Annotated in this window: 11 protein-coding genes and 2 pseudogenes; 8 read left to right on the plus strand and 5 right to left on the minus strand. The window is 66.7% G+C overall.

Annotated elements, in window-relative coordinates:
* Nucleotides 1-63 precede the first annotated feature (63 nt).
* From RN629_RS14945 to RN629_RS14955, 3 genes and pseudogenes are all read left to right on the plus strand, one after another.
* Nucleotides 64-2,064 carry a TonB-dependent siderophore receptor gene (locus tag RN629_RS14945; RefSeq protein WP_407035939.1) on the plus strand — a complete coding sequence of 667 codons (2,001 nt, stop codon included), beginning with the start codon at nt 64-66 and terminating at the stop codon, nt 2,062-2,064.
* Nucleotides 2,001-2,456 carry a TonB-dependent receptor domain-containing protein gene (locus tag RN629_RS14950; RefSeq protein WP_407035951.1) on the plus strand — a complete coding sequence of 152 codons (456 nt, stop codon included), beginning with the start codon at nt 2,001-2,003 and terminating at the stop codon, nt 2,454-2,456. The genes RN629_RS14945 and RN629_RS14950 overlap by 64 nt, the downstream gene beginning before the upstream one ends.
* A gap of 14 nt (nt 2,457-2,470) precedes the next feature.
* A pseudogene (locus tag RN629_RS14955) lies at nt 2,471-3,679 on the plus strand (PepSY-associated TM helix domain-containing protein); the annotation flags it as partial.
* A 51-nt stretch (nt 3,680-3,730) separates the two neighbouring features.
* Here the strand turns inward: RN629_RS14955 and RN629_RS14960 are convergent.
* On the minus strand, nt 3,731-5,467 hold the full coding sequence (locus RN629_RS14960; protein WP_407035940.1) for a chloride channel protein: 1,737 nt from the start codon (nt 5,465-5,467) through the stop codon (nt 3,731-3,733).
* A gap of 311 nt (nt 5,468-5,778) precedes the next feature.
* Between RN629_RS14960 and RN629_RS14965 the strand changes: the two genes are divergently transcribed.
* A complete protein-coding gene (locus tag RN629_RS14965) occupies nt 5,779-6,177 on the plus strand; it encodes a MarR family winged helix-turn-helix transcriptional regulator (protein ID WP_407035941.1) in 399 nt (132 codons plus the stop codon).
* A gap of 78 nt (nt 6,178-6,255) precedes the next feature.
* On the opposite strand, the gene RN629_RS14970 is transcribed toward RN629_RS14965, so the two are convergent.
* The 4 genes from RN629_RS14970 to RN629_RS14985 form a co-directional block, all read right to left on the minus strand.
* Nucleotides 6,256-6,810, minus strand: coding sequence for an ankyrin repeat domain-containing protein (locus RN629_RS14970; protein WP_407035942.1), 555 nt, complete (start codon nt 6,808-6,810; stop codon nt 6,256-6,258).
* The gene (locus RN629_RS14975; RefSeq protein WP_407035943.1) at nt 6,810-8,477 is read right to left on the minus strand and encodes a catalase; all 1,668 of its coding nucleotides are present in this window, start codon (nt 8,475-8,477) and stop codon (nt 6,810-6,812) included. The genes RN629_RS14970 and RN629_RS14975 overlap by 1 nt, the downstream gene beginning before the upstream one ends.
* 250 nt (nt 8,478-8,727) lie before the next feature.
* Entirely contained in the window at nt 8,728-9,399 is a 672-nt protein-coding gene (locus RN629_RS14980) for an RES family NAD+ phosphorylase (RefSeq protein ID WP_407035944.1), read from the minus strand.
* Nucleotides 9,399-10,184, minus strand: a complete 786-nt coding sequence (locus tag RN629_RS14985; protein ID WP_407035945.1) for a hypothetical protein — start codon at nt 10,182-10,184, stop codon at nt 9,399-9,401. The genes RN629_RS14980 and RN629_RS14985 overlap by 1 nt, the downstream gene beginning before the upstream one ends.
* A 211-nt stretch (nt 10,185-10,395) precedes the next feature.
* Here RN629_RS14985 and RN629_RS14990 point away from each other — a divergent pair, with 211 nt between their 5' ends.
* From RN629_RS14990 to RN629_RS15005, 4 genes and pseudogenes are all read left to right on the plus strand, one after another.
* Nucleotides 10,396-12,459: a M13 family metallopeptidase gene (locus RN629_RS14990; RefSeq protein WP_407035946.1), complete on the plus strand. Its 2,064-nt coding sequence runs from the start codon at nt 10,396-10,398 to the stop codon at nt 12,457-12,459.
* A gap of 188 nt (nt 12,460-12,647) precedes the next feature.
* Nucleotides 12,648-12,932, plus strand: a complete 285-nt coding sequence (locus RN629_RS14995; RefSeq protein WP_407035947.1) for a hypothetical protein — start codon at nt 12,648-12,650, stop codon at nt 12,930-12,932.
* Between the two features lie 59 nt (nt 12,933-12,991).
* Nucleotides 12,992-13,255: a transposase gene (locus RN629_RS15000; protein ID WP_407035948.1), complete on the plus strand. Its 264-nt coding sequence runs from the start codon at nt 12,992-12,994 to the stop codon at nt 13,253-13,255.
* Between the two features lie 66 nt (nt 13,256-13,321).
* A pseudogene (locus RN629_RS15005) lies at nt 13,322-13,488 on the plus strand (IS701 family transposase); the annotation flags it as partial.

Below are 13,488 nucleotides of genomic sequence, written 5' to 3' on the forward strand. Positions count from 1 at the left end.
CGGCACTGCCCGAACGGGGCGTTGATCCGTCCGTAGGTCGAACAGACCTTGTGGGGGATAGCAATGACCAAGAGTTTTCCGCGCCTGGCCGGTGCCCTGCTGGCATGCGCCGCCGCCGCCGCTGCGCTGCCATCGCCGACACAGGCGCAGGCCGCCGCCGACAGCATACGCGACTACGACCTGCCGGCCCGGCCGCTGGCCCAGGCGCTGGCCGCGTTCACGCGGGCGTCGGGCATCATGGTGGTGGCCGACGCGCGCCTGACGCGGGGCAAGCGCAGCACGGCGGTACGCGGCACGCTGGCCTCCCGGGCCGCGCTGGACCATTTGCTACGCGGCACCGGGCTGCGCGCACAGTCGGACGGGCGGGCCGGCTACGTGCTGATACAGGCTCCCACCGCTGCGCCGCGCCCAGCAGGGTCCGCCAGCGTCTTGCCGACGGCACACACCGTCAGTCCGCCCGAGCCGCAAAGCGCGGAGATCATGGTCTTCGGCCGCCTGGCCAAGGATAGCGTGATGACCATCCCGCAATCAGTCGAGATCATCGACCGCCGCCTGATCGCCAACAGCGGAAGCGAGACGGTGGGCGATACCCTGCGTTTCATCCCCGGTGCGTCGCGCGATGGATCGAGCCTCGACGCGTTCGGCGATACCTATCTGATCCGCGGGTTCGAGGCGAACCAGACGATCAACGGCATCGCCTCCTCCACCATGCGCCAGGGCCGGGACACCATCGGGATCGAGCGGGTCGAAGTGCTCAAGGGCCCCGCCTCGGTACTCTATGGCCAGTTGAAACCGGGTGCGGTGGTCAACATCGTCACCAAGCAGCCCAAGCGTGACCCTGAGGCGTTCGCGGGTCTCAGCTTCGGCCGCTATGACGACTGGCGTGCCACGGCGGACCTGACCGGCCCCCTGACCAAAGGCGGCGACCTGCGTTTCCGCGTGACGGCCGCCTATGACGATGCCGACAGCTTCGTCGACTATTGGCACCGCCGACATCTGTTCGTGGCGCCGGTCGTGGCGTTGGATGTCGACCATGCGACCACCGTCACGATCGAGGGCGTGTACAGCTACAACCGCCTGCGCGGATTCTTCAATGGCCTGCCGGCGGACGGCACGGTGCGCCCCAATCCCAATGGCCGCTTCGCCCGCGCGCTGAGCCTGACCGACCCGACCTTCGCCCCTTCGATCCGCAAGGACAGCGAGATCACCGGCCGCATCGAACACCGCTTCAGCGAGAACATCCGCTGGCGGACGGCGATATCCTGGATGCACGAATATCACGACGAAGGGACGGTATTCGGCCTGCTGGGCTGGTCCGACGACACCCGGCGTTCGCTGATGCGGGCGGTGCTCGCCTCCGTCGGCTCGGGCGACAACTGGACCGCGCACACCGACCTCAATTATGGTTTCCAAACCGGCCCGATCTCGCATGAGGTCGTGGTGGGCGGCGATTATACCTGGTTCGATCGCGCTACGACCGGCAGCACCAGCCTGACGACCGATCTCGATCTGTATGCGCCGGTTTATGAACGGAGCAGCGCGCCCGCGACGGTACGGATCCCCAGCCGGAACACCACCACCGACGAGCGCACCCGCACCGCGGGCCTCTTCGCGCAGGACCGTATCGGCATCACCGCCGCGCTGAAGCTGGTCGCGGGCGCGCGCTGGTCCGACTATCGCCAGACCGTCGTCAGCACGCGCGGTGCCCGTGCGCCCGCCTTGCAGCGCCAGCAGCAGACCGCATGGACCACGCAGATCGGTCTGCTCTACATGCCGACACCCACATTGTCGCTGTTCGCCAACCGCACCACATCCTTCCTCCCGGTGCAGGGGATCACGGCCGGCGGCAGCCCGCTGAAGCCCGAAACGGGGCGCCAGTATGAACTGGGCGCGAAGGCGGACCTGCTGGATGGGCGCCTGTCGCTGAACGGCGCGCTGTCCATCTCAGGCGCGGCGATGTCGCCGTCGCCGACCGCGTCACGCCCGGCTTCCTGCTGCCGATCGGCGAACAGGTCTCAAAGGGGTTTGAACTGTCGGCCGCCGCCCGCCCGCTGGAGGGAATGATGCTCTACGCTGGTTATAGCTATATCGACGCCGAAACCACCAAGGACACCAATCCCGATCTGGTGGGCAAGCACATCCGCAACATCCCCCGCCATGGCATCGTCCTGCGCGGCGACTATGAAGTGCGACGCGGCGTCCTGTCGGGTTTCTCGCTGGGCGGCTCGGGAACCTATACAGGCCGGCGCGCGGCGGATATCGACGAGAGCTTCGACCTGCCGGGATATTGGCGCTTCGACGCGCAGATGGGCTATGCCGTCACGCCGCACATCAGGCTGGGCGCCAGTGTCGAGAACCTGGCCGACAAACGCTACTTCACCCATGCCTTCAGCGCGTTCGAGGTGTGGCCCGGCGCGCCGCGCACCTGGCGGGTGAACATGACGACGCGGTTCTGATCGGGCCGCGTCCGATGGGCATCCGCCTGCGCCCATTCTGGGTGCGCATTCATCGCTGGGCGGGGCTGGGCCTCGCCCTGTTCCTCTGCGTCGCTGGGCTGACGGGCAGCGTGCTGGCGTTCCGGGACAGGATCGACCTGCTGGTGGCACCACAGGTCCACCGGATCGCACCGCCGGCCCCGGGCGCGGCGATGCTGTCGCCGCAGGACCTGCGGGAACGGGTGATGGCGCGATATCCCGGTGGAACGATCGACTATCTGCCATTGCACGGCACGCCGGGGCGCAGCGTGATCCTCCAGGTCGAACGGCGCGATCGCGCCACGGGCGGACTGGTACCCTGGTCGACGCAATGGGACGAACTCTTCGTCGATCCCTATACCGGCGCAGTGATCGGGCACCGACGCCTCGGCGACATCACCGAGGGCCTGATCAACCTCATGCCGTTCCTCTTGCGCGTCCATTATTCCCTGGCGCTGGGACCATGGGGGCTGCTGGCGTTCGGCATTGCCGCACTGGTCTGGACACTGGACTGTTTCGTCGGCTTTTACCTCACCCTGCCCGTGCGCCAGACGATGGCCAACCGCGATGGTCGTCCGCGCGCCGCCGCACGATCATGGGCGCGCTGGCGCCCCGCCTGGACGGTGCGCTGGCGTGCCGGACACTATAAACGCACCTTCGACCTTCACCGCGCCACCGGCTTGTGGCTCTGGCCGATGCTGTTGATCTTCGCCTGGTCGGGCGTGTTCTTCAACCTCTCGACCATCTACACACCGGTGATGCGGGCGTTCGGCTATCGCCCCGTACAGAGCGGACTCGTCGCACCGCCCGCGGCCCGGCACACACCCCGCCTCGATTTCCGCGCAGCCGAGCGACGGGGCCGGGCTCTGGCGCTGCGCGAAGCCGGTCGGCATGGCCTCACCATCGCCCCGCTGCGCGAGACCGCACTACTGCACCGGCCCGATGCAGGTGCCTATGTCTACATCTTCACCACCTCCGCCGACATGCGCGACAGTGGCGGTCGCTCGCTGGCGATCTTCGACAGCGACACCGGCCGCCTGATGAAGCTCGTCCTTCCACGCGGCCAATCCGGCGCGAATACGTTCACCGAATGGATATCGGCGCTGCACATGGCGGATGTCTGGGGCCTGCCCTGGCGGATCGGCGTCGCGTTGATGGGCGTGGGCGTGGGCGTGGCCGTGCTGTCCGTGACCGGCGTGGCGATCTGGTCGCGCAAGCGCCGCGCGCGACGACCAAGGCGTGACGCCCCCCCGCGATCAGTGCGAGAATCGCACCCGCGCCCGTTCTTCGTGCCGCCAGTCGCTGCGTGCGAAGAGCAGATCCTGGCGCGCGATCAGGCCGATCAGGACGCCGTCATCATCGACGACCGCCATCCGGCGGAGATTGTCCGCCAGCATCCGCTCGGCCACCAGATCGACGGGCAAGCCGGGCCGCACGCTGACCACCGGACAGTCCGCTAGCAGATCGCCCAGCGGCGTAGCGGGATCGGGCCGGTCTTTCCGCCATCGCACGGCGTCGCTGCGCGAAACGAGGCCGATCGGACGCGACCGTGCATCGATCACGGGATAGGACCGGTACGGCGCATCGGCGAGAAAGGCGACCGCCCTGCCGACCGGCATCGTCGCCGACAGGCTATCGGGCGAAGGCACCATGATCTCGCCCGCGCGCACCCTGGCGAGCGGATCGACCGCATATTCCTGGCTGAGATGCCGGCCCCGCCGCGCGATCTTCTCGGTCAGGATCGACCGACGCAGCACCAGGACCGCGACCGCATAGCCGGTGACACTCGCCGCCGCGACCACTGGCAACGCCTCGAGCCGCCCGGTCAGTTCCACCGCGAACACCGCCGCGGTCAGCGGCGCGCGCATCGAGGCGCTCATCATCGCCGCCATCCCGGCCAGCGCGTACAGGCCGACGCCGCCCGGCAATCCATGCCCTGCCACCGCGCCAAGCGCACCGCCCAGCATCAGCAGCGGCGCCAGGATGCCCCCCGACGTCCCCGAGCCCAGCGCGACGAGCCATACCACCGCCTTGACCACCAACAGCAGGAGGATCGCGCGCAGCAGCATCGATCCGCCGAGCAGCATCTGGATATTGTCATATCCTGCGCCCAGCACGCGCGGATCGATCATGCCGCCGATCCCGACGATCACCGCGCCCAGCGCGGGCCACCACATCCAGTGCACCGGCAGGGCGTGGAAGCCATCCTCGATCCGGTAGAGCGCGGTCGACAGAAACGACGCGACGATGCCGATACCGCCGCCCAGCAATGCCGCGCAGGCCAGGGTCTCGCCGGAAAGGGCGAGCGGCGCGCCCAGCGTGAACATCGGCCCGCTCGCGATCAGCAGCGGTCGCCAGGCGATGGCGGTCAGCGCCGCCACGGCGACCGGCACGAAGCTGCGCGGTTTCCACTCGAACAGCATCACCTCGATCGCCAGCAGCATCGCGGCGACCGGCGTGCCGAAGATCGCGGTCATCCCCGCCGCCGCGCCGGCGACCAGCAACGTCTTGCGCTCGGCGGCCGTCAGGTGGAAGCATTGCGCCAGCAGCGAACCGATCGCGCCGCCGGTCATGATGATCGGCCCCTCCGCGCCAAAGGGCCCGCCCGACCCGATCGACACGGCGGCCGATATCGGCTTCAGCACCGCGACCTTGGGCGACAACCGGCTCTGTCCGAACAGGATCGCCTCGATCGCCTCCGGGATGCCATGCCCCCGGATCTTGTCCGATCCGAACCGCGCCATCAGGCCGATGATCAGGCTGCCCGCGACCGGAACCAGCAATACGCGCGGCCCATGCGCCGCCGGAACGATCGATACGGTATCGAACGACACATGACCGTACCAGGCGATGTTGGTGGCCAGTGCGATCATCTTCAGCAGCAGCCATGCCGCCGCCGCCCCGCCGCTGCCGATCACAAGCGCCAGCGCGGCCAGGATCAGCATCCGTCCATCGGCGGTGTGATCGGCGAGGCGCGGCTGACGCGGCATCATGCCCGGCTGGGCGGACGTGGGATGGGATCTGGGACTCTGGACCATGGCGGCCGAATATATCGCATTACGATATTTATCAATGCGGCAGGGAAGCGGGGCTCGACGACAGGCGGGCAGACGGCAGGCCGCGAAACCCCCACGATCCATCATCCTGCCCGAGGATCGAGCGCCACTTGGGGCGGTCCGGGCATTGCCTGTCGATCCGGGTCGCAATATCGGCATCGCGGCGGGCGATCGTCCGCCATGGTCGCCCGGTCCTGACGCATCACCCGATCATGTCCATGCCGCCCGAACAGCTGCGCCGAGGAACGATGGCCGACCCGATCACCGATGATGACTATCGCGCACTCGCCGAGTTCCGGCGCCAGCTGCGCACCTTCCTGTCGTTCAGCGAACAGGCCGCCAGCGCCGCCGGGATCACGCCGCAACAGCATCAGGCGCTGCTCGCGCTCCGTGGCGCGCCCGGCATGACCTTGTCCGTGGGGGCGCTTGCCGACCATCTGCGCCTGCGGCCGCACAGCGCGACCGGGCTGGTCGACCGGCTTGAGAAGCTCGACCTGATCTGTCGCACGAGTGGAGACGATCGCCGGAAAATGATGATAGGCCTGAGCCCGGCCGGAATGGAGAAGATCAGGGATCTGACGACGGCGCACCGGGCCGAGCTACGCCGCCTGCGCCCCCTGCTGATGGACATGTTGTCCGCTTTGTGAGGAAAGGCCGGGGACCGATGCGCTGACCCATGGCCGCGCACGGACCGGTGCCGCGTGAACGGCACCGGTTTCGCGCGATCAGTGTCCGGGCGATCTGGCCAGGTCGCTGGCCAGATCCGAATGGCCCTGCACTTCGGCGACCGACGCCGCCGACCGACCGGATGCATCGACGAGATGGGGATCGGCGCCGTGCTGCATCAGCATTTTGACCTGTGCGGTACGTCCGAACAGCGCGGCCATCATCAATGCGGTCTGCCCCGCCTTGTTGCGAGCATTGATGTCGCAACCTGCTTTCAACAAGCGGGCCGCGATCCGATCGTCCCCCTTGAAGGCCACGCCCATCTGGGCGGTATTGCCCTGCGTGCGATCCGGCTTGCACGGGTCCGCACCCGCATTTAGCAACGCCTCCACCGCCGCCGCCTGGCCATTATACGCCGCCAGGATCAGGGGCGTGAAACCCCTTTCCTCATAGGCGTTAACGTCGGCGCCGTTTTTCGCCAGAAACGGGATCAGGTCGGTCCGTCCCATCTTCGCGGCTTCGAAGAGCAAAGCCTGCCGCCGCTCGGGCGGCGGCAGGTTTACGGGTTCCGCCGGCGCGGCGGCCAGCAGCACCGGAAGAAGCAGGGCAAACATCACTGCACGCCCGCATACCGCGCATCGGCCGTGGCCTGATACTCGGCCACCGCGCGATCGACGTCGCTGATCGGTACGTTCACCGCCTTGGCAAGCCGCGCGCCAAGATCGCGGTCCGCCTGAAGGAAGTAGCTCACCATGACCGTCCTGGTCCGCGGCGACGTCACCTCCCCAAGATCCCCGGCCAGGTTCTTGACCAGATCCGCCTTGTCGGCCGGTTTCAGGGCACGATAGAATCGGCCTGCCTGATCGAACGGCTCGGTCTTCGATATCGGTGCGGTCCGGACGATGGCATCGATCTTATAGGGCGTCGGCGCGAACGACGGATCCACGCTCCTGCCCCGGGCTGCGGACGGGAAATAATTCACCTCGACCTGGCCCGTCGCCGCATCGAGCTGACCGTCCTGATAATTGTTCACCACCGCCACGCGCGGGCGATTGACGGGCAGGTCCATGACATTCGCCCCGACGCGATAACGCTGGGTGTCGGAATAGGCGAAGAGGCGCCCCTGCAACATGCGGTCCGGCGAGGCTTCGATGCCGGGCACCAGATTGGCCGGCGCGAACGCGGATTGTTCGGTCCAGCGGAAGAAATTCTCGGGCACCTGGTTGAGCGTCATCTCGCCGATCTTGCGGAAAGGCACGTCCAGCCATTCCTTGGTGTCGTCGAACGGATTGAACGGCAGATGGCCGAGTTCGTCCGCCGTCATGGTCTGCACCATGAGATCCCAGGTCGGATGGTCGCCCGCCGAGATCGCGCCGTACAGATCGTCGGTCAGGAAATTGGCCGGCGCCTTGGCGGCGAGATCGCCGTTCAGGCTCTTGACGCCCTGGCGGCTGATCCAGCGGAACTTGGCGAAGGTGACCTTCCCGTCCTTGTTGACCAGCTTGAACGCATGCACGCCATTGCCGTCCATGGTCCGATACGATGCCGGCGTCCCGAGGTTCGAATAGACATGGACGAGCATGTTGGTCGCTTCGGGCGTGCCGGAGAAGAATTCGAAGAAGCGGTTCGGATCCTGCTTGTTCGTCACCGGCGAGGGCTTGAGCGAATGGACCATGTCCGGAAACTGCATGGCGTCGCGAATGAAGAAGATCGGCAGGTTGTTGCCCACCAGGTCCCAATTGCCCTGGTCGGTGTAGAACTTCACCGCGAAACCATGCGGGTCGCGCGCGCCTTCGGGCGAGCCCGACGGATGAATGACCGTCGAGAAGCGCACGAATACGGGCGTTTCCTTCCCCGCCTGGCCGAACAGCGGCGCCTTGGTGATGTCCGACAGGTCCGCCGTGGCCCGGAAGACGCCCTGGGCGCCGGTTCCGCGCGCATGAACGACACGCTCCGGCACCCGCTCCCGATCGAAGCGCGCCAGCTTCTCGATCAGCGTGGTATCCTCGAGCAGCACCGGGCCGGTGTCCCCGGCCGCGAGCGAATTGCGGTTGGACCCGATCGGCGCGCCATTGTCGCGGGTCATTTGCAGCGCCGCGCCGCCGGTCGCGCGCGCGCGCGCATCAAATCCGCCACCGACAGCCGCGCCCAGCTTGGCTAGGGCGAGCGGCGCCGAAACGGTGGTCATGCGATCTTCGACCTGGGTCGCGGCCTGGCCCCATACAGGGGTCAAAGGAACGAGCGAGACGGCGGCAAGCAATATGCCATGATATGGTTTCATCAGATTTCTCCCGGTTTCGACGGGAGTTGTGTGGTTCGCCAACCGCGATTGCCAACGCCTTTTGGCGCTCACACATATTCACGCAATCGCTCAATAGATTCACACTTGACGAATCAGTCGATTTATCAGCTCATGTCCGGATGTTCGCAATCGCTCCGGCCCATGCGGGACAGGGTCATGCGAGACAGGGCCATGCCAGACAGGGCCGGATCATCGCAACGAACGCCGCCGGCCTCATCCCCGCCGGGGTTCAGACATCCTCGTAATCGATCGACAGACCGGCCGCGAGCGTCTGGATCTCATCATGACAGGCGGGATCGGCGATGGACCGCGTGGTCAGGCCATCGAGAATGTCATCCGGCACGCGATCGCCGAACAGCAGGACCGCATAGTCGGGACCATATTGATAGGAGGTATAATAAAGGCCCTGGGCGGACGGACAGGCCGCGTGGATCCTCTCCGCCCAGCCCCGCGTGACCGGATAGCTGCTCCGCGGACCCGCGAGCAGGGCGTTGGCATGCACGCCGATCCGACGCTGCCCCGCGACCGTGATACTGACGAGGTTGAGGTCGTGGTTCGTGCGCACCTGGCTGTGCGCATGGAATCGGTAGTCCATGGGGTGGACGATGTCGGGCGGGGCGATGGTCGTGCGCGTGGGCGGCGGCGTGTCCGGGCAGCGCAGGATGATCTCGCAGATCGCGCAGGCGAAGGACTGCGCCGCATAGATGGTCGGGATGATCGTGCCGCCGGCATCGCGGATCGGCGAGAAGCGCGCATTCCCCTTGTCGGTGTCGTTGAACGCGGTCGGGCCGAACGCGCCGGGATGCACCCGATGCAGTTCGGTCCCGGCGGCGAGCCGATGATAGTCTTCCTTCCCGACCCGCATGGTGGCCGGGTCGGGGATCTTCAGGCTGATCCGCATCAGCCATGGACCTCGGGCTCGATCTCCCGCGCGAAGGCGGCGATCACCGCTTCGGGTTCATTGCCAAGCGACGCGCCGGGCGAATGCTCGAAATCGAGATGCGGCCGGATGAGCCAGTGGAGCAGCCGGAAGCTGGTCCAGTGATCCGGCTTTCTGGCGATGATCTTGCCCAGCGCCGGATGGATCCGCCGCCCTTCGACATCGAACTGCAACAGCGGATAGACCGCACGGCCATCGACCGTGAAGCGCAGCAATTCCTTCTTGTCCTCCTTGCGCTTCATCGTGGCCGACGGGTTGGCGCCCGACAGGCCCAGCAGCTCACAAGCCTGTGCCTGATCCGCCATCGGGGTCGCCGCGAGGATCCGCTCCTGGAGCCGCGCGCGGTTGAGCGCGGCCTTGAGCTGGGCATCGTCCCCCGTCGCCAGATTCTCGCGGAGCATCAGCCGATATTCCGCGACGAGCTTCTCGAACTCGGTGGAGAACTGGTCCTGGAGATAGCGTTCGGCGACTTTCTCGAACGCCGTGGCAAGCAGCTTGACCACCGCCGCCGGCAACCTGCCCCCGCTGGCCGCAGGCGCCGCCCTGGACCCGCTGGCGGCGAGCGCTTCCTTCAGCGCCGCAAGATTGTCCGGGTCCTGGCCCATCGAGAAGTCGACCACGACATGGCCATCATCGGCGGTCGTCGCGGCGATGCGCGGCGATGCATAAAAGACGCGCTTCCGGCCACGCACCCGGCGCGGCGCGGCGGCACGGACCGATGTATCGAGTGTCGAGGCGGCAACCATCGGACTATCCTAGTTTCGCTATATCGTGTGATCCATATAGCATTCATATCGGATATTGCGAGTCCCCTGCGGCAGGACGAACGGCCGGGCGGCGGCGCTCCACCACCCTCCGGCGGAGAGTCCCGAGGCGAGGCCCGACCTCCGCAGAGGCTTGACTTATGCGCGACTTGGGAGCCTGCCTCGCGCATATATTGCCGATCCTGGGACAATCATGAACCGTCTTGCCCTTACCCTCGCCCTGCTCGCCTCCTCCGCCGCGATCGCCCAGACCGCCGCACCGATCACCCCGCCGCTGCGCTCGGGCGTGGACAAGGCGCTGATCGATCCGGCGGTGAAGCCGGGCGACAATTTCGACGATTACGCCAATGGCATCTGGCGCAAGGCCGCCGAGATTCCCGCCGACCGGTCGTCGATCGGTGTCGGCCTCGACGTGTCGCTGCGGGCCGAGGCGCGTAACGCCGCGATCATCCAGGGCGCGGCCGCGGCCAAGGGCGCACCGGGCAGCGACCAGCAGCGCATCGCCGATTACTACGCCGCCTATGTCGACACCGCCGGGATCAAGGCGCGCGGGCTGAAGCCGATCCAGGCCGATCTCGCCGCCATCGCCGCGATCAGGACCAAAAGCGACCTGTCGCGCGCGATCGGCGCGGCGATGCGGTCCGACACCGATCCGTTCAACAACAACAATTACGCCAGCACCAACGACCTGTTCGGCCTGTTCGTCAGCCAGGATCTGAACCACCCGACGCGCAACATCCCCTATCTGATGCAGGGCGGTCTGGGCCTGCCCGAGCGCGATTATTACTTGTCGGCCAAGCCCGAAATGGCCGAAATCCGCACCGCGTACCGCGCCTATCTGGCCCAGCTGATGCAGCTCGCCGGGCTGTCCGATCCGCAAGGACGCGCCGAGCGCGTCTTTGCGCTGGAGATGAAGATCGCCGCCGCGCAGACCGACATCATCGCCAGCCAGGACGCGCACAAGGGCGACAATCCCTGGACCCGCGCCGATTTCGAAACCCGCGCGCCGGGCGTCGACTGGAAGGCCTTCTGGAACGCGGCGGGGCTGCCCGCCGGACAGCGCGACTTTATCGCGTGGCAGCCCGAGGCGATCACCCGATTGTCGGCGCTGGTCGCCAGCGAGCCGCTGCAAAGCTGGCAGGACTGGCTGGCCTTCCACACGATCAACCAGGTGACGGCATCGCTGCCCAAGGCGATCGACGACGCCGCGTTCGGCTTTTACGGCCGCACCCTGACCGGCACGCCCGCGCAGCAACCGCGCGCCAAGCGCGGCATCGCGGCGGTCAACGGCGCGCTGGGCGAGGCGGTGGGCAAGATCTATGCCCAGCGTTATTTCCCGGCCTCGTCCAAGACCGAGATCCAGGCGATGGTGCGCAACATCGTCGCCGCGTTCGACCGCCGCATCGCCGCGCTCGACTGGATGGCCCCCGCCACCAAGAAGGAGGCGCGCGCCAAGCTGGCGGTGCTGAAGGTCGGGGTCGGCTATCCCGATCACTGGTGGAATTATCCGGCGTTCGCCGTGCGCGCCGACGATCCGGTCGGCAATGCCCGGCGCGCCAGGCTGGCCCTGTATCGCTATCACCTGGCCAAGCTGGGCAAGCCGGTCGATCGCGGCGAATGGTGGATGACGCCGCAAACGGTGAATGCGGTCAACCTGCCGCTCCAGAACGCGCTGAACTTCCCCGCCGCGATCCTGGAGAGCCCCTATTTCGACCCGAAGTTCGACGCGGCGGCCAATTACGGCGCGATCGGATCGGTGATCGGGCATGAGATCAGCCACAGCTTCGACAATCTGGGCAGCGATTTCGATTCCACCGGGCGGCTGCACAACTGGTGGACCCCGGCCGATCTCAAGCGGTTCGAGGCGGCCGGACAGGCGCTGGTCCAGCAATATAATGGCTATGAGGCGCTGCCCGGCCTGCACCTGAACGGTGAGCAGGAACTGGGCGAGAACATCGCCGACGTGGCCGGGTTGACCGCGTCCTACGAAGCCTATCAGGCGTCGCTGGGCGGCAAGCCCGCGCCGGTCATCGACGGGCTGACCGGCGACCAGCGCTTCTTCCTGGCCTTTGCGCAGAGCTGGCGCACCAAGATGCGCGAACGGGCGTTGCGCGCCCGGATCGCCAGCGACGTCCACGCGCCCGCGCCGTGGCGCGTGCTGACCGTGCGCAACCTCGACGCCTGGTATGCGCCCTTCGAGGTGAAGCCGGGCCAGGCCCTGTACCTGACGCCCGAAAAGCGCGTCCACGTCTGGTAAGCGATGGGGGCGCACCGCCCCTCCCCCTTGTCTGATGTGATGCTGGTATGAAGAGGTTGCGGAAGGGAGCCCCTCCCCCCGAGGGTCTGGAGCCCGATAGGGAGCAAGGGCCCCTTCCGCGTTGGTCACAACCCTGAACAGTTGCTTGGGACTGCTGATCCCGCACGACATGGACAGGAGCCTTACCCATGCCACAGGCCGTTATCGGCTGCGACCTTTCGCGTGCTCTCATCGACATTTGCGAACTGCCATCAGGCAGGATCGGGCAGATCGCCAATACACCGGATGCCATCACCACCTGGCTCGACGCGCTCGACCACGACATCCGCCTTGTCTTCGAAGCCACCAGCGGCTGCGACGATGACCTGATCGCCGCGCTAGCGACCCGCCGCATCCCTCCTCGCGCGTCAATCCGCGTCAGGCGCGGGAGTTCGTATGGCTCCGGTGAAGGCCGCATTGCGGTAATTGGCTGATATTTTGACATGGCACCGGTGCAAGCACTGGTGTTTGCACCGATACTAAGGACGGTGCGATGAGCCAGATCACAGTAATTTCGGGTCCAGAACGGCGGCGGGTATGGACCGACCAGCAGAAGCGTGAGTTGGTCGCGGCGGTTTCGGCGCCTGGCGCGAACGTGGTGGCGATTGCCCGGTGTGCTGATCTTCGGCCGAACCAGATCTACAGGTGGCGGCGACAGATGGCCGGCCGAACGCCGGACGAGGTGTATGGGCGGGGCAGCGCGACGCCCTATCCGGGGCATGCCCCGGATAGGGCGTTCACCAGAATGGCGGCTTAAACCAACCAGGGTATGGCTTAGCATTACAGTTGCATATTGATCGGAATTCTGAATCAATAGGTCTCCATGGTAAGGAGGCCGTGGATGGCGGGCGCATCGATCGAGGCGACACTGGAGCTGTGGGCGACATCGCTGCGCGATGTGAAGGCGCGGATGCGCAGCCTTTTCACGCAGGACCGGGTAGCGGCGTCGGCCAGTCTTTTCCTGGATGGCCTGCTGGGTGATGAGCGGCG

Origin of the sequence: Facivitalis istanbulensis (assembly GCF_040560405.1) — a bacterium.
GTDB classification, from domain to species: domain Bacteria; phylum Pseudomonadota; class Alphaproteobacteria; order Sphingomonadales; family Sphingomonadaceae; genus Sphingomonas; species Sphingomonas istanbulensis.

Excerpts from the sequence above, each read along its gene's own strand:
- RN629_RS14980 (WP_407035944.1), bottom strand. The coding sequence starts at position 9,399 with ATGCGGATCAGCCTGAAGATCCCCGACCCGGCCACCATGCGGGTCGGG.
- RN629_RS14965 (WP_407035941.1), top strand. The coding sequence starts at position 5,779 with ATGGCCGACCCGATCACCGATGATGACTATCGCGCACTCGCCGAGTTC.
- RN629_RS15000 (WP_407035948.1), top strand. The coding sequence starts at position 12,992 with ATGAGCCAGATCACAGTAATTTCGGGTCCAGAACGGCGGCGGGTATGG.
- RN629_RS14970 (WP_407035942.1), bottom strand. The coding sequence starts at position 6,810 with ATGTTTGCCCTGCTTCTTCCGGTGCTGCTGGCCGCCGCGCCGGCGGAA.
- RN629_RS14985 (WP_407035945.1), bottom strand. The coding sequence starts at position 10,184 with ATGGTTGCCGCCTCGACACTCGATACATCGGTCCGTGCCGCCGCGCCG.
- RN629_RS14975 (WP_407035943.1), bottom strand. The coding sequence starts at position 8,477 with ATGAAACCATATCATGGCATATTGCTTGCCGCCGTCTCGCTCGTTCCT.
- RN629_RS14945 (WP_407035939.1), top strand. The coding sequence starts at position 64 with ATGACCAAGAGTTTTCCGCGCCTGGCCGGTGCCCTGCTGGCATGCGCC.
- RN629_RS14995 (WP_407035947.1), top strand. The coding sequence starts at position 12,648 with ATGCCACAGGCCGTTATCGGCTGCGACCTTTCGCGTGCTCTCATCGAC.
- RN629_RS14960 (WP_407035940.1), bottom strand. The coding sequence starts at position 5,467 with ATGATGCCGCGTCAGCCGCGCCTCGCCGATCACACCGCCGATGGACGG.
- RN629_RS14990 (WP_407035946.1), top strand. The coding sequence starts at position 10,396 with ATGAACCGTCTTGCCCTTACCCTCGCCCTGCTCGCCTCCTCCGCCGCG.